20 protein-coding genes and 1 pseudogene are annotated in these 22984 nt (G+C 52.0%); 14 read left to right on the top strand and 7 right to left on the bottom strand.

Features of this window, described 5'->3' with window-relative positions; translation table 11 throughout:
• The first annotated feature begins 134 nt into the window (after nt 1–134).
• Complete coding sequence (locus NM686_RS12120; RefSeq protein WP_255188119.1) at nt 135–335, top strand: KTSC domain-containing protein; 201 nt, start codon at nt 135–137, stop codon at nt 333–335.
• 73 nt (nt 336–408) lie between these two features.
• Here the strand turns inward: NM686_RS12120 and NM686_RS12115 are convergent, their stop codons facing one another.
• From NM686_RS12115 to NM686_RS12105, 3 genes are read right to left on the bottom strand one after another with little or no spacing between them, the layout of a single operon-like run.
• Nucleotides 409–1281 (bottom strand): ion transporter, encoded by an 873-nt coding sequence (locus tag NM686_RS12115; protein WP_255188118.1) that lies wholly within the window; start codon nt 1279–1281, stop codon nt 409–411.
• Nucleotides 1278–2591: an ABC transporter permease gene (locus tag NM686_RS12110; protein WP_255188117.1), complete on the bottom strand. Its 1314-nt coding sequence runs from the start codon at nt 2589–2591 to the stop codon at nt 1278–1280. Before NM686_RS12110 ends, NM686_RS12115 begins: the two co-directional genes overlap by 4 nt.
• Complete coding sequence (locus NM686_RS12105) at nt 2588–3502, bottom strand: ABC transporter ATP-binding protein (protein ID WP_255188116.1); 915 nt, start codon at nt 3500–3502, stop codon at nt 2588–2590. Before NM686_RS12105 ends, NM686_RS12110 begins: the two co-directional genes overlap by 4 nt.
• Before the next feature lie 399 nt (nt 3503–3901).
• Between NM686_RS12105 and NM686_RS12100 the strand changes: the two genes are divergently transcribed.
• The 4 genes from NM686_RS12100 to NM686_RS12085 all read left to right on the top strand — a co-directional run bounded on the left by NM686_RS12100 (nt 3902) and on the right by NM686_RS12085 (nt 9458).
• Complete coding sequence (locus tag NM686_RS12100) at nt 3902–4912, top strand: isocitrate/isopropylmalate dehydrogenase family protein (protein ID WP_255188115.1); 1011 nt, start codon at nt 3902–3904, stop codon at nt 4910–4912.
• A 22-nt stretch (nt 4913–4934) separates the two neighbouring features.
• Nucleotides 4935–5546, top strand: a complete 612-nt coding sequence (locus NM686_RS12095) for a Uma2 family endonuclease (RefSeq protein ID WP_255188114.1) — start codon at nt 4935–4937, stop codon at nt 5544–5546.
• 20 nt (nt 5547–5566) lie between these two features.
• On the top strand, nt 5567–8176 hold the full coding sequence (gene acnB / locus NM686_RS12090) for a bifunctional aconitate hydratase 2/2-methylisocitrate dehydratase (protein ID WP_255188113.1): 2610 nt from the start codon (nt 5567–5569) through the stop codon (nt 8174–8176).
• Nucleotides 8177–8327: 151 nt separating this feature from the next.
• Entirely contained in the window at nt 8328–9458 is a 1131-nt protein-coding gene (locus NM686_RS12085) for a sensor domain-containing diguanylate cyclase (RefSeq protein WP_255188112.1), read from the top strand.
• 38 nt (nt 9459–9496) lie between these two features.
• Here the strand turns inward: NM686_RS12085 and NM686_RS12080 are convergent, their stop codons facing one another.
• Nucleotides 9497–9859, bottom strand: a complete 363-nt coding sequence (locus tag NM686_RS12080) for an MliC family protein (protein ID WP_269021762.1) — start codon at nt 9857–9859, stop codon at nt 9497–9499.
• Between the two features lies 1 nt (nt 9860).
• On the opposite strand from NM686_RS12080, the gene NM686_RS12075 reads away from it, so the two are divergent.
• Complete coding sequence (locus tag NM686_RS12075) at nt 9861–10016, top strand: hypothetical protein (RefSeq protein ID WP_255188110.1); 156 nt, start codon at nt 9861–9863, stop codon at nt 10014–10016.
• Between the two features lie 40 nt (nt 10017–10056).
• On the opposite strand, the gene dtd is transcribed toward NM686_RS12075, so the two are convergent.
• The 3 genes from dtd to NM686_RS12060 form a co-directional block, all read right to left on the bottom strand.
• Nucleotides 10057–10497 carry a D-aminoacyl-tRNA deacylase gene (dtd, locus tag NM686_RS12070; protein WP_255188109.1) on the bottom strand — a complete coding sequence of 147 codons (441 nt, stop codon included), beginning with the start codon at nt 10495–10497 and terminating at the stop codon, nt 10057–10059.
• Nucleotides 10498–10601: 104 nt separating this feature from the next.
• Entirely contained in the window at nt 10602–11030 is a 429-nt protein-coding gene (locus NM686_RS12065) for a gamma-glutamylcyclotransferase family protein (protein WP_255188108.1), read from the bottom strand.
• 8 nt (nt 11031–11038) lie between these two features.
• Nucleotides 11039–12235, bottom strand: a complete 1197-nt coding sequence (locus NM686_RS12060; protein WP_255188107.1) for a cation:proton antiporter — start codon at nt 12233–12235, stop codon at nt 11039–11041.
• 235 nt (nt 12236–12470) lie between these two features.
• On the opposite strand from NM686_RS12060, the gene greB reads away from it, so the two are divergent.
• The 8 genes and pseudogenes from greB to NM686_RS12020 all read left to right on the top strand — a co-directional run bounded on the left by greB (nt 12471) and on the right by NM686_RS12020 (nt 22681).
• Nucleotides 12471–12944 (top strand): transcription elongation factor GreB, encoded by a 474-nt coding sequence (greB, locus tag NM686_RS12055; RefSeq protein ID WP_255188106.1) that lies wholly within the window; start codon nt 12471–12473, stop codon nt 12942–12944.
• Nucleotides 12934–13128, top strand: coding sequence for a hypothetical protein (locus tag NM686_RS12050; protein ID WP_407942353.1), 195 nt, complete (start codon nt 12934–12936; stop codon nt 13126–13128). Before greB ends, NM686_RS12050 begins: the two co-directional genes overlap by 11 nt.
• Nucleotides 13129–13529: 401 nt before the next feature.
• Complete coding sequence (locus NM686_RS12045) at nt 13530–14636, top strand: PEP-CTERM sorting domain-containing protein (protein WP_255188105.1); 1107 nt, start codon at nt 13530–13532, stop codon at nt 14634–14636.
• A gap of 5 nt (nt 14637–14641) precedes the next feature.
• Complete coding sequence (locus tag NM686_RS12040) at nt 14642–18958, top strand: RHS repeat-associated core domain-containing protein (RefSeq protein ID WP_269021761.1); 4317 nt, start codon at nt 14642–14644, stop codon at nt 18956–18958.
• A gap of 27 nt (nt 18959–18985) precedes the next feature.
• The gene (locus NM686_RS12035; protein WP_255188103.1) at nt 18986–19306 is read left to right on the top strand and encodes a hypothetical protein; all 321 of its coding nucleotides are present in this window, start codon (nt 18986–18988) and stop codon (nt 19304–19306) included.
• A 125-nt stretch (nt 19307–19431) separates the two neighbouring features.
• Nucleotides 19432–21033 (top strand): RHS repeat-associated core domain-containing protein, encoded by a 1602-nt coding sequence (locus NM686_RS12030; protein ID WP_255188102.1) that lies wholly within the window; start codon nt 19432–19434, stop codon nt 21031–21033.
• Nucleotides 21034–21078: 45 nt separating this feature from the next.
• A complete protein-coding gene (locus tag NM686_RS12025) occupies nt 21079–21243 on the top strand; it encodes a hypothetical protein (RefSeq protein WP_255188101.1) in 165 nt (54 codons plus the stop codon).
• Between the two features lie 101 nt (nt 21244–21344).
• Nucleotides 21345–22681 (top strand): annotated as a pseudogene (locus NM686_RS12020) (IS1380 family transposase).
• The last annotated feature ends 303 nt before the right edge of the window (nt 22682–22984 follow it).

The raw sequence follows: 22984 nt of genomic DNA, 5'->3' as shown, positions 1-22984 counted from the left end.
GCAGGTCGCCACACTTAATCTTCTGCCACGCTGCCCTATGCTCGAAGAAAGTCCATGACTTTTTGCGGTGAGGTTTGAACCATCGGCGATTCCATGGACCTAACCGGATTGCTAGTGCCAACGCGGAGGTCGCCATGAAAATGCACCCGGTTAAATCCAGTACTATCGATATTGTCGGCTACGACGAACAAACCCATAAAATGCGCATAGCCTTCAGGGATCATCAGGCCAAGGAATTTTGTCATGTGCCCGAGCAAACCTTTGAGGCGTTTATCAATGCCCGATCGAAAAACCGTTTTTATAAGCGCCACATTCAGGATGCTTACCCTTGTTAGCGTGAGTGACGGACCTAATAAAACGGGATCAGGAGCAAAGCGGGACTGGCCGACAGATCTGAAAATGCGGAGCTCATGCGTCCAGTTCATCGGAAGCGTGTAAAGGGTGGCCGCAATATTTACAAAAGTCGGCATCCAGGTCATGACCTATCGCGCCGCAATCTGGACAAGGGTCGTTGCGTAGATTGGACTTTTTGACGGTTTTGATCAGTTCTACGCCATAGATCCCGGTGGGCACCGCAATGATGCCGTAACCCGTTATCATGATCATCGAGGCGACGAATTGACCGAATCCAGTTTTGGGGGCGATATCGCCGTAACCGACCGTGGTCAGGGTGACAATCGCCCAATACATGCTGCGCGGTATCGAGGTAAAACCGGCATCCTTGCCTTCGATGACATACATCAGCGCGCCATAGATGACGATCAACATCGATACTGCGTAGAGGAACACCATGATTTTCCAGCGCGAGTTGACCAACGCGGTCATCAATACGGTGGCTTCGTTCAGATAAACCGACAATTTGAGCACCCGGAAGATGCGCAACAAGCGCAACACGCGCACCACCATGGTGTATTGCGTGCCGGGACAGATCAAGCCGATGTAGTTGGGCAGGATGGATAACAGATCGACGATGCCATAGAAGCTGCGCATATACAGCCAGGGGTGGCGCACACACAGCAGGCGCAGCAAGTATTCCACGCTGAACAGCAGCGTAAATGACCATTCCAGGAGGTTCAACTCGTCCGAGTAGCGATTGTGAAACTCTTCGACACTATCCAGCATGACCACCAATACGCTCGATAAAATCAGCAAAATCAAGGTAATATCGAAATTACGTCCGGCTCGCGTCTCCGAGCCGAAAATCACTTCATTCAATTTCTCCCGCCAGGTTTGCAGACTTGGCCCTTCGTTGATCAGGGAATGTTTGTAGACGTTTTTCATCGGGTCGAATTAGTGTTGCGGGTACTGACTGTCCAGCGTCTGTAAAGCAAGTTCAAGATCAGGCCGACCTGAATCAGCGCGCAGGACACGCCTGTTCCGGCTGAATCGGCCCACAGCGGAAAAAACAATGCCGCCAAGCCGTTTTGGCCAATGGCGTTGAACAGGCCGGGAATGACGCCGTACAGCAAGATGCCGGCCAATAAGGTCAGGCTCAGGGCGCGCTGCGGGTTGTTACCGTAAAAAAAATACAGATAAATAGCGCAATCGCGTAGCAAAATCAGGACGATGGCCAATGGATAAAAATGGAAGGCTGCGCCAAAGTCGCGCCAAGGGCTTTCAGACAGACTCAATACCAAAGCGGCCGGCAACGCCAAAGCATAGCTGAGCCACCAGATCGGGGTTTCTTCGCCGACCCTGCGCCAATTGCGCTCGGCAAAATAAGTCAGCAAGCGCTTGATGCGCATCGCGTCGTTGCGTTCCACCATCAGACCCAGATAAGTCAAGCCGGCACAGACCGCAAAGGCGATCAACGAAAACGAGTAGGTCGAGCTGGGCAGCAAACCGCCCAGATACACGATCAGAAACACGCTAAAAGCCAACCAGACCCAGGGCAGGGTGCGCATGCCCAGTTCCTGCGCCATCAGCCGGTAAATGCCGACTGCGCACCAGAACAGGGCCAGTAACAGGCTGCACTGCTGAAAACTCTCGCTGTTCACCGTCCAGTCGTACCAGGACAACGTTTTCAATGAAAATGCATATGACGTTACCGAGGCCGTTTTGCTCAGCCAGGGGGCTATCGACAAAAAACCGATCACGGCAATGATGAAGATCGAACCGCTTTTGCTTTGTCCGCGTTGGGCCGCCAACAAACCCAGCAACAGGCCGCCGGCTTGCACCAATAGGGCCGAGCAAATTCCGTAAAACAGTAACAGCGGTAAATTTGATGGATTATCGGTTGCCAGCGCGTAAACCAGCAAACAGAGGGCGCCGGCGTACCAGACCATGACGGTGCTGCCGAACAGTTTGCCCCAACTCATATCCCAGGGGCCCAATGCGGAAAGGCGTTGCGTATCCCAGGTACGTTCCCGGTATTCTTCGACGATGCTGTCAATGGTTTGCCTGGCCCCCCATAGCAGCGTGATAAGCATGTACAGGGTCAGGGCGGTGTTTGCCGTGCTGGTACCCAGGCGGTAGCCGTCGAGGAAATAACACAAGGTAAAAATGACGCCCAGCACCAAGGGCACGCCGATCAGGCGGGCGTGGGAAACTTCCAGATACAGTTGGCGTTGAAATTCCGGATTCAGATTCATGACGATTGCCTGATGGTTTGCAGATAAGTATCTTGCAGATGACTGGCGGCTGGCGCGAATTCGCAAACCGGCAGTTCGCGGGCCAGCAAGGCTTTTAAAATCGCATGTTGCTGCCTGGGGTTATCCGGAACTTGCACCAAGGCCGAACAATCGTTTTCAATTTTCAGCACGCTGAGATCGTTCACCCGTTGCAACAACTCGCCCAGTCTGGTTACGGGCTCGGCCAGCAACAACTTGAAAGGTTTTCGTTGTAGGCTGGTTTTGATCGCCACTTGTTCGACGATGCGGCCCTGACGCAGCACCAGCATATCGGTGCAATAGGCTTCCAGTTCGGCCAGGATATGTGACGAAACCAATAATGTCATGCCCTGACGTTGCAAATCCAAAAACAATTCAGCCAATTCATGACGCGCCTCCGGGTCCAGGCCGGAAGCCGGCTCATCCAGCAATACCAGGCGTGGCTTATGGATGATGGCTTGGGCAATCGCGACGCGTTGCCGCAAACCGCGTGATAGTTCTCCGGGGCGCATCGCCAATCTATCTTCGATCTGCAATCTGCGGCTGACATCGGCGATGGCGGCCGCGCAATCGTGCTCGGGTATCCCTTGCGCCCGGGCGACGAAATGCAGGCATTGCCGTACCGTCAAACGCTGATAGAGGCCAAAAAAATCGGACAAGTAGCCGATGAGGCGATGACAATCACGCGGCTGTTCCAATACGTCGATGCCTGCGATGTTTATGTTGCCGCTGACCGGTTGCTCCAAGGCCGCCATGCAGCGTAACAAGGTGGTCTTGCCGGCGCCATTCGGACCGACCAAGGCGGTGATGCTGCCTTGCTCGATCGCAAAAGACACCTCGTCCAACGCACGCAGGCCGGGGTATTCAAAAACCAGATTTTCGACAGAGATCATGAGAGCGCCTGTTGTGTTGAAACGTGGAAATTGTAGCTAACTATTCACCAAATCGAGCAAGCATGCACCATCGAGGCTAGCAATAAACCATTCCGGTGCGAAAATCGGCTGATCCAGGTCCGAAAACTCGGATTTTCTTGAATCAAACATGCGGTATAAAAATTGCTGTAATGACAAGGTTTTTAGGAATAAATATGAAATATCTTATGCAAGTATTGGTGTGGGTGCGGATTTATCCGCACAGCGCGAATGAGTTCGCACCTACCATTGCCGGGCTTATTTCTCACAGTTCCCGTAGTTATCCGGTTGATGACAGCGCATGACGAATGCAGTCCCGTGGCTGCTTGAGAAGGCGGAAACTGTTATCATTACTCATTTAAAACCCCCAGGAGAGAGTGAATGCACAACGTCACGTTGATTAAAGGTGATGGAATTGGTCCTTCGATTATGGATGCCGCGGTGGCCGTGATAAACGCCTCCGGCGCCAAAATCAACTGGCAGGAAGCCGATGCCGGCATGTCGGCCTATAAAAAAACAGGAACCCCACTGCCGGATGCGACGATGGAATCCATAGATCAAACCCGGGTGGCTTTCAAAGGCCCGCTGACCACGATGGTCGGTGAGGGTTTTCGTAGCATCAACGTTGAATTGCGCAAGAAATACGATCTCTATGCCAATGTGCGCCCGGCCAAGAGTTGGCCGGGCGTCAAAACCCGTTACGACGATGTCGATATCGTCGTCGTGCGCGAAAATACCCAGGGTCTTTACGTGGGCTTGGAACATTATCTGACGCCAGCCAGAGATATTGCCGAGAGTTTGGCGGTGGTCACCAAGGACAGCTCGGAGCGCATCGTCGAATATGCCTTCAAGTATGCATTGGATAATGACCGCAAAAAAGTCACGGTCTGCCATAAAGCCAATATTCTGAAATATACCCAAGGCTTGTTCCTGAATACCGCCCGCGAAGTGGCGAAAAAGTACCCGCAGATCGAATTCGACGAGAAAATCATCGATGCGGCCTGCATGCACATGGTCATGAAGCCCGAGCAGTTCGACGTGGTGGTGACGACCAATATGTTCGGTGATATTTTGTCGGATCTGACCGCCGGCCTGGTGGGTGGTTTGGGCCTGATTCCCGGCGCCAATATCGGTACCGATGCGGCCTTGTTCGAAGCCGTGCATGGCAGTGCGCCCGACATCGCCGGCAAGAACATCGCCAACCCTACCGCCGTGATGATGGCCGGCGTGATGATGCTGAACCATTTGGGCGAACACGAAGCCGCGCATAGAATGCAAAATGCCATCGAAAAAGTCGTCAACGAAGGCAAATACGTGACACCGGATTTGAACCCCAATAGCACCTGCGGCACCAAAGAAATGGGTCAGGCCATCGTCGATGCGATGAGTTGATTTTTGATCGAGGAGGGCGGTCATGAGCGCACAGCCAAAATTCGACAAGCCTTGGAAATCCATTGAGGATTATCTGGCGGGTGAGCTCGACAGCGATTTAAAGCATGAGTACATCGACGGTCAGATTTATGCGATGACCGGAGGCAGTATCAATCATGAGCGGATCGCTCTGAATATGGCCACCGAGCTGCGCAATCACTTGCGCGGCAAGCCGTGCGAAGCCTTCGGCTCCAACGTCAAGATCAAAACCGACCGACACGTGTTTTATCCCGATGCGATGGTGGTTTGTAATCAGAACTATCCCAGCGAATACTACACCGATTCGCCGGTATTGGTCGTCGAAGTGCTGTCAAAATCCACCCGCCGCCTCGACGAAACCGTCAAACGCCGCGTGTATCAGAGCATCCCCACCTTGCTCGAATACGTGCTGCTCGAACAGGACATCGTCGATGTCGAAATCTGCCGGCGCAGCGAGGGCTGGGTTTCCAATCACTACTTTCTCGGCGACGAGGTGCATTTCCAGTCGGTCGGATTGACATTGAGCGTGGCCGATATTTACGCCAGAGTCGATAACGACGACGTCAGGACTTTCATCGCCGTACAGCAGGCCGCCAAAGATACGCAACAAGCCTAAATTCATTAACGGAAATCATCATGTTAGAACAATACCGTAAACACGTCGCCGAACGCGCCGCCGAAGGCATCGTTCCCAAACCCCTGGATGCCGAGCAAGTGGCGGCCTTGGTCGAATTGCTGAAAAATCCGCCTGCTGGCGAGGAACAATTTTTGCTGGACTTGCTGGAAAACCGCATTCCGGCCGGCGTCGACGAAGCGGCTTATGTCAAGGCCGCCTTCCTGGCTGCCGTCGCCAAGGGTGAAAGCGTTTCGCCCATCGTGTCCGCCGAAAAAGCCACCGAGTTGCTGGGCACGATGCTGGGCGGTTACAACATCGCGCCATTGATAGAATTGCTGGATAGCCCGACATTGGGCGCAACCGCAGCCAAGGCTCTGTCGCACATTCTGCTAGTGTTCGATGCCTTCCACGATGTGCAGGAAAAGGCCGATGCCGGCAACGACTACGCCAAACAGGTGTTGCAATCCTGGGCCGAGGCCGAATGGTTCACGTCGCGCCCGCAAGTGCCGGAAAAACTGACCGTGACGGTTTTCAAGGTCAGCGGAGAAACCAATACCGACGACTTGTCGCCAGCGCCGGATGCGTGGTCGCGCCCGGACATTCCGCTGCACGCCAAGGCCATGCTGAAAATGCCGCGCGAGGGTATCACCAACGCCGAACAGCAGATCACTGAACTGAAAACCAAGGGGTTTCCGGTCGCTTACGTTGGCGACGTGGTTGGTACCGGCTCGTCGCGTAAGTCGGCGACCAACTCGGTATTGTGGTTCATGGGCGAGGACATTCCGTACATTCCTAACAAACGCGCCGGTGGCGTCTGCATCGGCGGCAAAATCGCGCCAATTTTTTTCAATACCATGGAAGATTCCGGCGCCTTGCCGATCGAATGCGACGTCACCGATATGCACATGGGCGACGTGATAGACATCTACCCTTATCAAGGCGTTGTCAGGCGCCATGATAGCGACGAAGTGGTTTGTGAATTCGCGTTGAAAACCGATGTGATTCTGGACGAAGTTCGCGCCGGTGGCCGGATTCCGCTGATCATCGGCCGCGGCTTGACCGAACGCGCCCGCAAGGCTTTGGGTTTGTCGTCCTCTACCGTTTTCAAAAAACTGGCCGAAGTCAATGATACCGGCCACCGGGATGGTTCCGACCATCCTTCGGCATTCCCCCCATCCTTGGGGGTCAAAGGCTATACCTTGGCGCAGAAAATCGTCGGTAAGGCTTGCGGTCTGCCAGGCGTGCGCCCTGGTAGCTATTGCGAACCCAAAATGACCACCGTCGGTTCGCAGGACACCACGGGGCCCATGACCCGCGACGAACTGAAAGACCTGGCGTGTTTGGGCTTCTCGGCCGACCTGGTGTTGCAATCTTTTTGTCATACCGCCGCCTATCCAAAACCGGTGGATGTGCAAATGCAGCATACCTTGCCGGACTTCATCATGACCCGCGGCGGCGTTAGCTTGCGTCCGGGCGATGGCGTGATCCATTCCTGGTTGAACCGCATGCTGTTGCCCGACACCGTCGGCACCGGCGGTGATTCGCACACCCGTTTCCCGATCGGGATTTCGTTCCCGGCAGGCTCCGGTCTGGTAGCCTTTGCCGCCGCGACCGGCGTGATGCCGCTGGATATGCCCGAATCCGTGTTGGTGCGCTTCACCGGCAAGATGCAACCGGGTATTACCTTGCGCGATCTGGTCAATGCGATTCCGTATGCGGCGATTCAGCGCGGGTTGTTGACAGTGGCCAAACAGGGCAAGAAAAACGTGTTCTCCGGCCGGATTCTGGAAATCGAAGGCCTGCCTGATCTGAAAGTGGAACAGGCGTTTGAACTGTCCGACGCATCGGCGGAGCGGTCGGCCGGCGGTTGCACGATCAAACTCAATGAAGCGCCGATTCGGGAATATTTGAACTCCAACGTCACCTTGCTCAAATGGATGATCGCCGAAGGTTACGGTGATGCCAGAACCCTGGAACGCCGAATCAAGGCGATGCAGGAATGGCTGGATAAGCCCGTGTTGCTGGAAGCCGATCCTGACGCCGAATACGCCGAGATCATCGAAATTGACATGAGCCAAATCACCGAGCCGTTGCTGGCCTGCCCGAACGATCCGGACGATATCAAGCCGTTGTCAGAAGTGGCCGGCACCAAGATCGACGAGGTGTTTATCGGATCCTGCATGACCAACATCGGTCATTTCCGCGCCGCCGGCAAACTGCTGGAAAAAGCCGGAGCCTTGCCGACCAGGTTATGGGTGGCGCCACCGACCAAGATGGATCAAAGCCAGTTGGTCGAAGAAGGTTATTACGGCACCTTCGGCAAGGTCGGTGCCCGCACCGAAATGCCGGGCTGTTCGTTGTGCATGGGTAACCAGGCACGGGTAGCGGAAGGTTCCACCGTCGTTTCGACCTCGACCCGCAATTTTCCAAACCGTTTGGGTAACGGGGCCAACGTGTATCTGTCATCGGCCGAATTAGCCGCGGTCTGTTCATTGCTAGGCAAGATTCCAACGGTCGAGGAATACATGCAATATGCCGCATTGATCGAGCAAAGCAGCAGCGATACCTATCGTTATCTGAACTTCAACCAAATCGACAGCTATCAAGCCAAGGCCGACAAGGTAGCTTGATCTATAGCTTTAGCACTTCAAACTTCGGCACTGCCGAAGTTTGATCCGCGGAGAGTATAAAGAAGCTCGATTTTCCTCACGGTGGAAATCGAGCAATTTTTCCGAACACTGCTAGTCTTATCCGACCGGTAATTTCTGCAGAGATACGGCTTTGGAACAAGATATCACCACCGAATTATGCGTTTTGCAAAGCCATTTGGATGGCATGCTGGATCGCGTTCACCATAACAGTTTAACCTTGAAGCGCCTGCAAGCGTTTGAAATGCGGCTCTTGGGCCTGACTGCGCTGACAGAAATGATCGAATTCATTCTTGGCGAAACCAAGGATTTATTTGATTTGGATCTCGTCAGCCTGTGTCTGTTCGATCCCAAGGACGAAATCGTCGCACATCTCGCCAGCGATCATTATCCCCACCAAAGCCGTGCCGGCTTGTTGATCGTCAAGGACGAGGATTTATTCAAAAATTATTTTCATTTCAGCGACAGGCCCTTGCTGGGGATGTTTAACGCCGAAAAGTACGCGCGGTTTTTCGATGTCGAGTCGCAATGCCCTTCTTCGGTGATTCTGGCGCCGTTAGTGCGCCGAGGTAAATATCTGGGATCGCTGAATTTGGGCAGTTACTGCTCCAATCGCTTCATACGCAATATGGCCACCGACTTCATCGATCATTTGGCCTCGGTACTGAGCGTGTGCCTGGAAAATACATTGAATTTCGAGACGCTACGCCGCACCAGTTTGATCGATCCATTGACCGGTGTAAATAATCGTCGTTTTCTGGAACAGCGTATCGAAGAGGAAATCGATCGCAGTCTGCGGACCCGCCAATCCCTGTCCTGCCTGTTTTTGGATATTGATTATTTCAAGCGTATCAATGACACTTTTGGGCACCAAGCCGGCGATCATGTGTTGGCGCTGGTAGCTTGCACGATTAAAAAACATTTGCGTAGCAACGATGTGTTATCACGTTATGGCGGCGAGGAGTTTGTTGCCTTGCTATCAGAAAGTGACAACATTCGAGCCACGGAAATCGCCGAACGAATCAGAAAAGCGATTGCCTTGCTGCCCTTTGATCATCAGGAAGCGAAGATTGCCGTGACGCTATCCATTGGAGCCGCGACATTTCAGCCGACTGCCGCGAAATCGCCGACCTCGGAAGTCGCCCAGCGTTTAATTCAAGCGGCCGACACGGCCTTGTATCAAGCCAAATTCAATGGTCGCAACCGGGTGGAAGAGGGCGGAGTCATTGTAGGCGCAGCCGATGGTGGTAATGCTGCAGTCTAACGTGCAAAACCAAACCGGAGTTTTCAGCTTGTCATTGGTTATGGGTGTGTAGAGGGAGCCAACACTTTACCAACGAAGATAATTTTACCGTTCTCCGAGTAAGTGGCTTGCCCATGATGTTCCCAGAATTCGCTGTCACCTTTGGTATAACGGGCGCCAGAGCCGGAGATGGCAAGGTGAAGCGTGACTGTTTTCTGGTTGGGCAGCAACAATGATACCGTGTGCTCCTGATTGTTGAATGATGCGGTCATTTTTTCTCCTGACTCCGATAAGTAAACACCAGCCAGGTAGTCTTCATTCGCGGAGGCCGGCATAGCCATCGATAGCGTGGCTATCAGTATCAAACATGCAGATTTCATCTGTATCACCGCTGAGTCAGTATTAAAAGGAGATTTCGGCATTATGGCAGCCAAATACAAGTTACTGGTGGGATTTATCTTGCTGGAAATCATCGATTTCTTGCCTTTTCCGGTAACGTCGCTGGTGGCTATCTATATCGTTCTAAAAAAACCTCTGTGGTTCAGGGATTGGGTATTGGAGTTGTATCGAGGCCGTTAAGCGGCGGGAAGTAAATTCCGCCAAGCAAGACTGAAAAGCTTCATGTGCAACGCAAGGTAAACGTCACGGGGCCATCATTGACCAGCGATACCTTCATATCGGCGCCGAATCGTCCGAACTGGCTGCCTGGATGGAGTCGCGCCGCTTGGGTTTCGATGTAAGCGAATAATTCGCGGCCCATTGCCGGTGGCGCGGCTGCCGCAAAGCTGGGTCGATTGCCCTTTTGGGTGTCCGCCGCCAGGGTAAACTGGGGTACGATGAGTAAACCGCCCTGGATGTCGCGCAGGCTCAAGTTCATCTTATCCTCGGCGTCGGCAAAAATGCGGTAGTTCAATATCCGCTCCAGCAAGCGATCGGCCTGGGCTTTGCCGTCCTGTTTTTCAACGGCGACCAAGGCCATGATGCCGCGATCAATGATGCCGATGTCCATGCCGTCAACCGTGACTTTGGCTTCGGTGACACGTTGTATGATGCTGATCATGATTAGGTGCTAGAAATAATGCTGTCGGATTGTGCGAAGGGGTGCTTGGAACACTGTCTGTTGGATCGAATGCATCGGCGGGCGCAGCATAGCATAGCTCGAATTCATTTTGGTTTTGGCGCGTGTGTTTCGGGCAGGTATTGAAAATAATCTCCTGTGGCGATTTGCGTCAAACCTGCAACCGGACGCCCATACCAATATACCCAGGCGCTGAGGATTTTGCCGTTTTCAAGCGTGACGGGGCTCATGCGACGCTGGTATTCGTGAGGTTGGGGAAATTGGGGCGTGCACTCTTCATAATGATCCAATATCGGTAATATCAATTTCGGCCGCAGCAGGCGATAGACTTCGCCGCGAATCCAGGACTTGTCATTGGCATGGACCGGTATGGCGCCAGGATAGGACGCGATGTGGTAAAGCTTGCCCGGCAGCGTGGCGCGATCGATGAAGACTGCGTGAGTATTCAAATACGGATGCAGGCTGTGGTTTTTTGCCCTACGCAACGAGCCGTAAACGAACAGGTAGTCGAGCATCAATATTTCTATGACTCGGATGCTGTCGCTTCAAGCCGTTTCAACCTGGGGGTCACCATCGGCACGGTCAGCATGGTGCTGGCGATGGCCATGAACAGCAGGGCGGCGAACGTGGCGTTGGTGATGATTTGTTTGTCCAGTAATACATTGGCGAAAATGATCATGATCAAAGCCTTGGTTTGCAGCAGCCAGCCTATCAATGCGGCTTCGCCTTTGGGCCAATGCAGAATTTTGCCGGCCAGCCAGGTGCCTATCAGTTTGCCCGCGATCGAGGCGATCAACAAGACGGCCGCTGCGATGAATACCGCCGTACCGCCTACCCCCCAATGGGTTTTTAAGCCCGTGCTGAGAAAGAATACGGGCATGATGATCAACAGCACATGATGACGCAGAGCATCCATCTGTTGTTGATCGAACCAGTCACCGTCCAAGATGAGACCGGCCAGAAAGGCTCCAACCATGAAATGCAAGCCGGACCAGTCCGCGCAGAAGCCGCAGGCTGCCAACCAAATCATGCCAACATACCAGCGGTCGGCTTCAGGCAGGCGCACGGCGATTTTGCGGAAGCCGTACCCAAGCAGCGAAAAGCCTAGCAGAAATGTCAGTTGCTTGCTGGCGCGTTGCCAATCCATCAGGATTAACGCCAAGACCGCCCAAACCGCAATGTCATCGATACTGGCGTAACGCAGGATGCGTTGCCCGATTGGCTTTCTCAAGATGGTCATTTTTTCCATCAGCAAAATCAAGATGGGCAAGGCGGTAACGGCGCAGGACATGCCGATGCCCAAAATGAATTGCCAGGTCATCGCTTTCGGGCCTATCCAGCCTTCGAATAACGACATGCCGGCCGCGGTGAGACAGCCGAATAACAACGGCACTCCCAAGGCAAACAGGGCCGTGATGCCGCTTTCGAGGCGGTTGGTCCAGACTTTTTGCAGGTTGAGCTCCGTCCCGGCAATCCAGACAAAGATCATCACCGCCCACCAAGCTAGCCCTGTCAGGGATTGAATCACCGCATCGTTGAACACGAAGGCAAAATAATCCGGAAACCACCTGCCCATGACGCCGGGGCCCAGCAAGACACCGGTCAAAATCTGCACCACGACCAGCGGGGCAAAATAGTCGGTTTTTCCTAGCCGCCAGATAAAATAAGGGACGGTATAAATGATGGTCAGTGCAATCAGGAAGGTTTCTGTCGTGCTCATGATGAGTAGGTTGTATTCGATGGACAGGGGTACATGTCCGGTATCTGGATGCTGTATGGTCAAATCCCGCTAATTTTAGCCTTTTGTTGATTTGAACCCCAGCAAATAAGATCGCCAAGCGGAGTCGAAGCGAATGATGGGCCTTGGCTGGACGGATTTATTTTCATGGAGCGGCCGGGTATATTTGCGGCTGATCCCCGTCAACCGGGGCGGAATTTTGCTTTGCGGAGAGAATATGGCAACACCGTTGATAACACGGCAAGGATACGAGAGACTCAAACAGGAGCTCGATCATTTGTGGCGGGTCGAGCGCCCCGAAGTGACCAGACTGGTAACCTGGGCCGCAAGCCTGGGCGATCGCAGCGAGAACGCAGATTACCAATACAATAAAAAACGCCTGAGAGAAATCGACAGGCGGCTCAGGTATCTGCAAAAGCGTTTGGATGGCCTCAAGGTCGTCGATTACCATCCGGACCAGGAGGGCAAGGTGTTTTTTGGTGCCTGGGTGGAGATTGAGAGCGAGCAGGGCGAAACCAAGCGTTTTCGTATCGCGGGTTATGACGAGATTTTCGATCGCAAGGACTATATTTCAGTCGATTCACCGATGGCGCGCGCCTTATTGAAAAAGGAAGTCGATGACGAAGTCGTGGTCAAGACAGAGGCCGGCGTGTTTGTTTGGTATGTCACCGAGATCGAATATGAAAAATGATCGCTTGACCGATTGTTGGGATGTCGGCGTATCACTCGTTAAGGTGACAAGCGTTTCCGGGACGATAGAAAGTTCCCAACACTGGGTGCTGGATGTGCAGTTTGGCGAAGATGCGAATCGTGCCAGAAAAGATCATTCCGCCGAAAACTTGGTGTTGATGCGACGGATGGCACTCGATAACTGAGAAATAACGGCCCTACTAAAGACAGCTTGAAGCGCCGCAAGCTACGAGCATGTTTGAACGGCAGCTATTGCTTTAAATTACTCTTCGGAACAGCAGCTACATAGCGCGATTGCTCTGGCATCCCCTATATGAAACAACCTGCAATCCAGGTTTGTGGATCAGTCGCCAAGATTGCTAACTGAGTTGACATGGAGCGGTAAATAGCAACATAAATGAAGGCATAATAATTGTGGAATGATGGTGGCCGTAGAAATTTATATGGAGTTATTCAAGATTATGGTATGGTTAAAACACTTTTGGTTTTTTACTTCCGGTATTTATTGACACTACAGAACTTTTATTAACTATTGTCGGCCTTCAGGAGACCAATGAGGGGGCGGCACAACGCTTAAAGGACTTTTATGAACGCGTTCACTCTTCCGGTTGCTGTCTTCCTCGTTATTCCCAGTTTCGTCTTTGCACCGCCTACTCAAGCGTTTTCCCTCAATTTCGACGATCTTAATGCCAGTGGCGGTAATATCAATTTAACGGGAACAAATTACCAAGGCTATAGCTGGTCTAATTTTATTGCGTATGACGCGGCGAACCAATACCTTGGTTTTTCCAACGGCGTGGTTTCTGGCACAAACGCCGCTTACAGCGGCGGTGAATTGATCAACGGTTCTACAGTCTTGCCGGTTGTTGGTTCGATCAGTTCAACCGGTCTTTTCGATGTGGGCACTGCCTATTTAGCCGCCGGTTATTACGACGGGCTCGATGTCACTATCGAAGGCTTATTGAACGGTTCGGTGCTGTTTAGCAAGACTGTGACCGTTTCCTCGGCCGCTACGCAATTATTCACTTTCAATTTTACCGGCATCAACCAACTGGACTTTTTTGCCACCGTGACAGGGAATACTTCTGACCCCTACGGTTGCGGCGGTGTCGATTGCACACAGTTTGCCATCGACGATTTAGCGCTTCAGGCTAACAATGGGAATCCAGGCGGCGGTACCGTTCTCGAGCCGTCGTCGTTATTACTGATGGCGACCGGATTATTCGGCCTCCACGTCTCACGACGGGCCAAATTCGGCGACAACCTAAAACGATGGCGCCAATTGCTTTTCCTGTTGATGATTGGTGGATTGTCGTCTGCGATTCACGCCAACGAGAATCTTGCGGCAGACGAGCTTCACGCGCAACTAGCAAAACTCAGTACCACGCAATTTGCAGAACCGCTGTACCCTACAAGCGCAACGACGGACGAAGAAGACGGCGCTTTGCTTGCCGCAATCCAAAAATATCAAACCCGCAGCAGCGAAGACGATTACAGCGCCTTAACCAATTACCTAGCCGCATATCCCGACTCGGGATGGCAGACGGCTTTACTGACCAACTTAGGCTTATCCTATTATCAAGCCGGGCGTTTTAGTTTGACCATCGACGCTTGGGAGAAAGCGTGGCATTTGGGTAAAATATTACCGAGCCGTCTGTCAAAGTCGTGGTGGATCGCGCATTGGGTGAGCTGATGCGCATGCATGCCCGCATTGGCCACGCAGCGCGTCTGGAAGCCTTGTTCGCCGAAATGGGCGATAGAAATGTCTCGGGACCGGCCACCGAAGATATTACTGATGCGAGGGAAGGGCTGTGGAGTATGCAGCACGATCCCGGTACGGCATACCTATGCGGGCCTTTGGCGTTAAAAAATCTATTACTCTCTCAGGGGGCCAGTGCCGGACAAATCGAGTTCCTCAATCGGTTCCGTTCCGGTAAACATGGCGTCAGTTTGTCCGAAGTCGGGCGTTTAGCGACGCAAGCCAAGTTGCCGCATACGCTCATTAAACGCGAACCGGGTGAAGCGATTCCCGTGCCATCAATTGTGCACTGGAAAGTGAATCACTATGCGGCCATCTTGGGCGAAAACGAAGGCCGCTACCATATCCACGATCCGGTCTTTGGCCAGGATTTATGGGTCACCCGCGCGGCCATCGATGATGAAGCAAGCGGTTATTATTTGGTCCCGTCCAAGAAACTGGATCACGGTTGGCAAAAAATCCAGAACGCCGAAGCAGATCGGCTTTACGGTATGGGTAACCCGCAAGTTGTCGGTCCTTTGACTAATGGCATGAGCCCCGCTCAAGGTTGCCCATCTAATGGCTCAGGCATGTGCGCCTATAACTTTACCGAGATGGTGGCGAGCCTTCAGATCAAAGATCGCCCCGTAGGCTACGCGCCTCCGGTTGGCCCTTCGGTATTCACTACGCTCACTTATAACCAGCGCGAAGATGCCCAACCGGCTAATTTCGGTTATTTCAACGTCAGCCAGAAATGGACGCTCAATTGGCTTAGTTACATTCAGGATACGCCTAATTCGCCCGGCGCCAATGTGACCCGCTATGGCAGCGGTGGCGGAACCGTGGCGTACAGCGGCTATAACACCAGCACTCATCAATTCACCCCGGAGATCAAAGATCAATCGATCCTGGTCCTGGTTTCCAGCAACCCGGTGCGTTACGAGCGCCGGTTGCCGAACGGCAGTGTCGAAGTGTATGGGCAATCCAACGGTTCGACGACTTCGACGCGGCTGGTGTTTCTGACGCAAATGATCGATCCGTCCGGCAATACGGTGACGCTGAACTACGATAACCAGTTGCGCCTGACGTCTATCACCGATGCCGCCGGCCGCGACACCACGTTCAGTTATGAGTTAAGCAATCGGCCTTTACTGATCACGAAAATCACCGACCCGTTCGGACGTAGCGCTTCCATCAGTTACGATAGTAACGGGCGATTATCCAGCATTACGGATGTTTTAGGACTCGTCTCTAGTGTTCAATACGATAGTTCATCGCTGATTAATCGGTTGACCACACCTTACGGCGCCACAACCTTCGCTTATGGGGGCACCGGCAATTCGCGTTATCTCCAAGCCACGGACCCTTTAGGCCATACGGAAAGGCTGGAACTCAAACCCGGCGTTTCCACTATCCCTTATTCAGATAGCGCATCGCTCATTCCGCAAGGTATCGTTGCGCCATTCAACGCGTATCTGAATTATCGCAATACCTTCTATTGGGACAAATATGCGTATCAAATTGGGGCCGGGGATTACGCTAAGGCTCGCATCAAGCATTGGGTGCATTGGGCGCAGAATACCAATGTAATCAGCGAACCCGTGGAAAGCATCAAGTATCCGCTGGAAAGTCGCATTTGGTTCAATTATCCAGGGCAACCCAGTAGCGGCTTAGGCACGGCGGTTTCCGGAAGTTATAACCAGCCGACGCGACAAGGTCGGGTTCTGGATGACGGCACGACGCAATTATTGCAAACCAGCTATAACGGCAAGGGACAAATCACCCAAAGCATCGATGCCTTGGGCTGCGACACTCAAATTACCTATGCCGGCAACCAAATCGATCCGATACAGATCGACCAAAAAACCGCCACCAACACCTACACCTACACCTACACCCCTGTCGCCAAATTTACCTACAACAGCCAGCATTTACCGCTAACCTCGACCGATGCGGCCGGACAAACGACCGCCTACAGCTACAACAGCGCGGGCCAACTAACCCAAGTGACCGACCCCTTAGGGCAAATTACTTCGTATGGCTACGACGATCTCGGTTATTTGACTAAGGTTACCAATGTCAACGGCAAGACCCAACTTAGCCTGACCTACGACGATTACGGCCGGGTGGCGACTCGCACCGATTCGGAAGGTTACACCCTCGCGTACAGCTACGACGATTTTGACCGCCTCACCAAAATCACCTATCCGGATGACACCACTCAAATCGTAACCTGGGATAAACTCGATAAAGTTTCGGTCACCGATCGCCAAAACAGAACGACGCATTACCGTTACGATGCCATGCGCAATATGGTCGAAGAAACCGATCCGTTGAGCCATAAAACCCAATACGGCTATTTTCCGAATCGAACCTTAAAAAGCCTGAGCGACGGCAACGGTAACGTCACCACCTGGAGTCGTGATATTCAAAGTCGGGTGACGGCTAAAACTTACGCCGATGGCAAGAAAACGACGTATGCCTATGAAGCGAAGACCAGCCGGCTGAAATCGGTGACCGACGCGCTAGGTCAAAAGAAAACCTTTACCTATGCCAAGGATGATCGCCGGACGGCACTGACCTATAGCAACGCCATCAACCCCACGCCGAATGTTAGCTTTAGCTATGATTCTCGGTTCCCAAGAGTCGCATCGATGACGGACGGCACCGGCACCACGCAGTACCAATATCAGGCCATTGGACAATTAGGCGCCTTAAAACTGAGCCAAATAGACGGCCCTTTTAACAACGACACCATCGGTTACCAGTTCAACGAACTGGGCCGGATGGTAAAACGTACCGTGGACGCCAGTAGCGAAACTTTCGGTTACGACACGCTGGGTCGTTTGACCAACCACAATAATCCGTTGGGCGATTTCGCCCAAACGTATCTGGGCGAAACCGATCAATTGACCGGTTTACAAGACAGCGCCGGTAAAGTTGGCACGAGCTGGCAATACGACGACAACCAGAACGATCGGCGATTATTGGGCATTCAAAACAGCGGCGCGGCTCGCAGCTATGATTATGTCACCACGCCGGAAAATCGGATCAGCGAAATCAACGAAACCACGGCCTTAAGCGGAAACTGGGCCGCCAAGGATTACGCCTACGCTTACGACGACGCCGACCGCCTGACTTCGGTGGATGTCTCCAGCGGCGATCAGTATGACTATACCTATGACGCCGGCGACAACTTGACCGGCATCGACACGCCGAGAGGCAGTACCGCAATCGCGGTGAACGGCTTGAATCAAATCACTACCGCGAATGCCCAAAGCTATACCTACGACGCCAATGGCAACGTCACTAACGACGGCGTGCGCAACTATGCCTGGGATGCGGAAAATCGACTGGTCAACGTCGAGTTGACCGGGCAACCGGGATTCTCGTATCAGATGGCCTACGACGGCTTGGGCCGGCGCGTCTCGATCACATCCGATAACGGCGTGATGGCGCCGACGGTCATGCGTTATTTGTGGTGCGGCGATAGCTTATGCCAAGCCCGCACGGCTACGGACGTAGTGGCACGGCGTTATTATCCCGAAGGAGAGGTCAGAATCGCCGGCAATGTACGGCTTTATTATGCCCGCGATCATTTAGGCTCGGTGCGTGACGTGCAGGTGATGACGACCGGTGCCAGGATAGGTTCGTTCGATTACGATGCCTACGGTAAACCGATCCAAAAGGCGGCGCCGATTACACCGGATTTTCTGTATGCGGGGATGTTTAACATACAGGGCGTTGGGCTACATTTAACCAACTATCGGGCTTATGATCCCGATACCGGGCGATGGTTGTCCAGAGACCCCATTATGGAAAACGGAGGGGTTAATCTTTACACCTATGTTGAGAATAATCCGGTTAATTGGGTTGATCCTGAAGGCCTTTGGGTTAAACGGTGCGGAAGGAGATTAGGTGCGCCTGGTAATTCGGCTGTTTCATCAAACCAACCTTTGAGGCATGACTTTTTAAGTGTTAATGGTGAAATCCTTAGCTTTCAAGCAGGTGATAATATGCTTTGGAGTGATGGATGGGTTGATACCAGTGAAAATGAAATTGATGATTGGGATGGGGGTAATAGATGTGAAACTATAAGGGAAAACAATAGTTTAGATCAATACGTTTTAGCTCAAAAAACCTATTTTCCTAAATATAGCATTATAGCGTATCCGTACACAACACCTTATAAATTGGGAGCGAGAAATTGCCAAACATGGGTTGATACAGTACTTGATCGAGCAAGAGAAGCGGAAAAGAAGAATAAAAATCAATAGATTCTGTAATTAACATACGGCATGTGTATGAATATAAAGAAGACATTAGTTGTTGGGGTAATGTTAATATTAGGTATATTAATAATGCATTTTAGTTTGTTTTCAACAAGCCCAAGTCAAGGATTTAATTTATTACTTTATGAGCCATTTAATTTTGCATTTTCTGTATTTGTATTTTTTATATTTTTGTACATAAATATATTATATATTGGCACAGTAGTGATTAATAAAGCTTATACAGAATTATTATTAATCATTTTATATGCCATTTTGTTTTCCGTTATTTGGACTGTGATTGCTTTTCTTGCTCTAGTACAATTTCATCTTATTCTTGGTGGTCAACTGTAATAAAGATCAACGCGATAAGGGGCGCCAAATTTGAGGGCCGATAGGATGCTGCCGACGTCAGGAGGCGCATCAATCGCGACTGTTGCGCCTCGCCGCTGGCTCGGTACAACCTATGGATGCGCACCTTGTTGCGTTATATCAACGCCATCAACCCCACGCCGAATGTTAGCTTTAGCTATGATTCTCGGTTCCCAAGAGTCGCATCGATGACGGACGGCACCGGCACCACGCAGTACCAATATCAGGCCATTGGACAATTAGGCGCCTTAAGACTGAGCCAGATAGACGGCCCTTTTAACAACGACACCATCGGTTACCAGTACGACGAACTGGGCCGGATGGTAAAACGTACCGTGGACGCCAGTAGCGAAACTTTGGGTTACGACACGCTGGGTCGTTTGACCAACCACAATAATCCGCTGGGCGATTTCGCCCAAACGTATCTGGGCGAAACCGATCAATTGACCGGTTTACAAGACAGCGCCGGTAAAGTTGGCACGAGCTGGCAATACGACGACAACCAGAACGATCGGCGATTATTGGGCATTCAAAACAGCGGCGCGGCTCGCAGCTATGATTATGTCACCACGCCGGAAAATCGGATCAGCGAAATCAACGAAACCACGGCCTTAAGCGGAAGCTGGGCCGCCAAGGATTACACCTACGCTTACGACGACGCCGACCGCCTGACTTCGGTGGATGTCTCCAGGGGCGATCAATATGACTATACCTATGACGCCGGCGACAACTTGACTGGCATCGACATGCCGAGAGGCAGTACCGCAATCGAGGTGAACGGCCTAAATCAAATCACTACCGCCAATGCCCAAAGCTATACCTACGACGCCAATGGCAACCTCTCTAACGACGGCGCGCGCGACTATGCCTGGGATGCGGAAAATCGCCTGGTCAACGTCGAGTTGACCGGACAACCGGGATTCTCGTATCAGATGGCCTACGACGGCTTGGGCCGGCGCGTCTCGATCACATCCGATAACGGCGTGATGGCGCCGACGGTCATGCGTTATTTGTGGTGCGGCGATAGCTTATGCCAAGCCCGCACGGCTACGGACGTAGTGGCACGGCGTTATTATCCCGAAGGAGAGGTCAGAATCGCCGGCAATGTACGGCTTTATTATGCCCGCGATCATTTAGGCTCGGTGCGTGACGTGCAGGTGATGACGACCGGTGCCAGGATAGGTTCGTTCGATTACGATGCCTACGGTAAACCGATCCAAAAGGCGGCGCCGATTACACCGGATTTTCTGTATGCTGGGATGTTTAACATACAGGGCGTTGGGCTGCATTTAACCAACTATCGGGCTTATGATCCTGATACCGGGCGATGGTTATCGAGGGACCCAATTGGCGAGAATGGAGGTATAAACCTATACACCTATGTACGGAATAATCCACTCACAAATATTGACCCATTGGGGTTAGATACAATTTCTCTTAGCACTAATATACAAGTGCCATCTTTTATTTCTGAGTCAATGACAGGAATTGAAGGGTTAAGCGGTATCCACTCTGGAATAGCCATCGAGTTTCCTGGCCCAAATGGTGGGAATTGGGATTTTGGTGGTTTCTTCGGTGCCGATTTCGCTCAAAATGTTGGTTTAGGTAAAGCCACACTAAATTTAGGATACGATAAAGGTGGTATTTGCGACCTTGCAAATACCTCAGGCGAGGCTTCGGCATGGCTCTCACAGATTTCCCGTGGTTAACCACAACCGATAGCGCACATAAACAGCCTAAGATCACTACATATAGTGTCTACCACGGCAATTCTTGGAGAGCCTTCGGCATTAATAGGTGCTGGAGAATTAGGTGCAAGTTTTGATCCTGTGACCGGCAATTTAGAAGGTGATCATGTTGGTATAGGATTGGCGCCAGGTAAGGTTATAAATATTTTAAAAGACATATCTAAAGCCTGAATCCGTGACTTAAAAGCCCGCAAAATAGATCTATACCAATGATTCATAAGGATTATTTTGGTATAATTCGCCTATTCTATTCTTCACCCAGCGAGTGATTCATGAAGCGGTTTATCCTGGAACAATCTGACACTGAATTTTATACCAGTCACTCTGGATTAGCCTTGGTCGGTTTATGTTTAAATCGTTATGGTCAGCTCAATCAGGCCTTGGAAAAAGGTATTCCATTACGGCACGGTATAGTATTTCTCACGCGGATATTATCAAAAGTATCATTGGCACGCTTTGCCTGGGCAAAAGTGATTTCGAGGCCATTGAAAACCATCGCAATGACGACTACTTCAAAGCTGCGCTGTCGATTCAGCACGTGCCCTCTAGCGCTCGCCTCAGACAGCGGCTGGATGAACACGCCGACGCCTTATTACCGATCATTTATCAAAGCAACCTCGATTTTCTGGCTCACGCCCAGGTGCCGGTAACGCCGTTAGCCGGCCATGTCGCGTTGGATATCGATGTTTACCCCATGAACAACGAAAAAACCTGCAAAGAAGGCGTCTCCCGAACCTACAAAGGTTTTGACGGCTACGCCCCGATTGCCCTCTATCTGGGTAAAGAGGGCTGGTGTATTGGTAATGAACTGCGCGAAGGCAAGCAGCATTGCCAATACGAATTCCGCTATGCGCTGGAGCGCGGACTCGCCGCCGCGAAACGTTTGACGACTTTGCCTTTGTTGGTCCGGCTGGATGGCGGTCACGACGCGCTCGACAATCGCATCGACTTACACGAAGCCGATCAGGTCGATTTCATCATCAAATGGAACCCGCGTAAACAAGATGCCGACGCCTGGCTGGCCTACGCCGAACAACACGGCCAGTGGACCACACCGCGCGAAGGCAAACGCGTGGCCTTGTTCAGTGTCATGGAGCAACACACTCGCAACGGTAAAACCTATACCTGTCGCCGGGTCATGCAAATCACCGAGCGCACCATCACGGCTCAAGGCCAAGCCCTCGTGCTACCGGATATCGAAATCGAAGGCTGGTGGACCAGTCTGCCGGTGGCCGATTACGACGATGCCATGGTTATTGCCCTCTATCGCGACCATGCCACCGCTGAACAATTCCACAGCGAATTCAAGACCGATCTGGATATCGAGCGCCTGCCATCCGGCAAGTTTGCCACCAACGACCTGATCATGAGCCTCAGCGCCTATAGCTACAACATCCTGCGCTGGATAGGCCTGATCGGCTTGCTGGGCGAACAAAGCCCGGTCAGGCATCCTGCCAAGCGGCGGCGTATCAAAACCGTGATCCAGGAGCTCATGTACCTGGCTGCACGACTCATCCGTACCGGTCATCGGCTCAAGTTGCGTTTTTCGCAGGCTTGTCCCGGCTTCATTGCCTTCGAATCCACTTATGCCAAACTCGCCGTCGGCTAGACGCTGATTGTTACGCCATCGTCAGCTCGCCACTTAATCACCGCAAAAACATAGCGGTGAGAGAACCCTACGCTTAAAATCCCGCCACTTTATCCAGGCCCGGAAAATAGTCTTGAAAATAGGCTTGTTTTTTAGACGTTAAACTCGGTTGCGACGGATGCCCTTTTAAATACAGTCCAATTTCGGAATGATTTTGCGAAAAAAGGGCCGACAATATTTAAAGTCACGGATTCAGGTAAAGGTAATGCTATTGCGAGTGCATATTTAAACAACATGATCTCCGTTGGTGGCTCACAAAATGTG

This window comes from Methylomonas rapida (assembly GCF_024360925.2).
GTDB lineage: Bacteria > Pseudomonadota > Gammaproteobacteria > Methylococcales > Methylomonadaceae > Methylomonas > Methylomonas rapida.
This window is presented reverse-complemented; position numbering and strand designations above follow the sequence as displayed.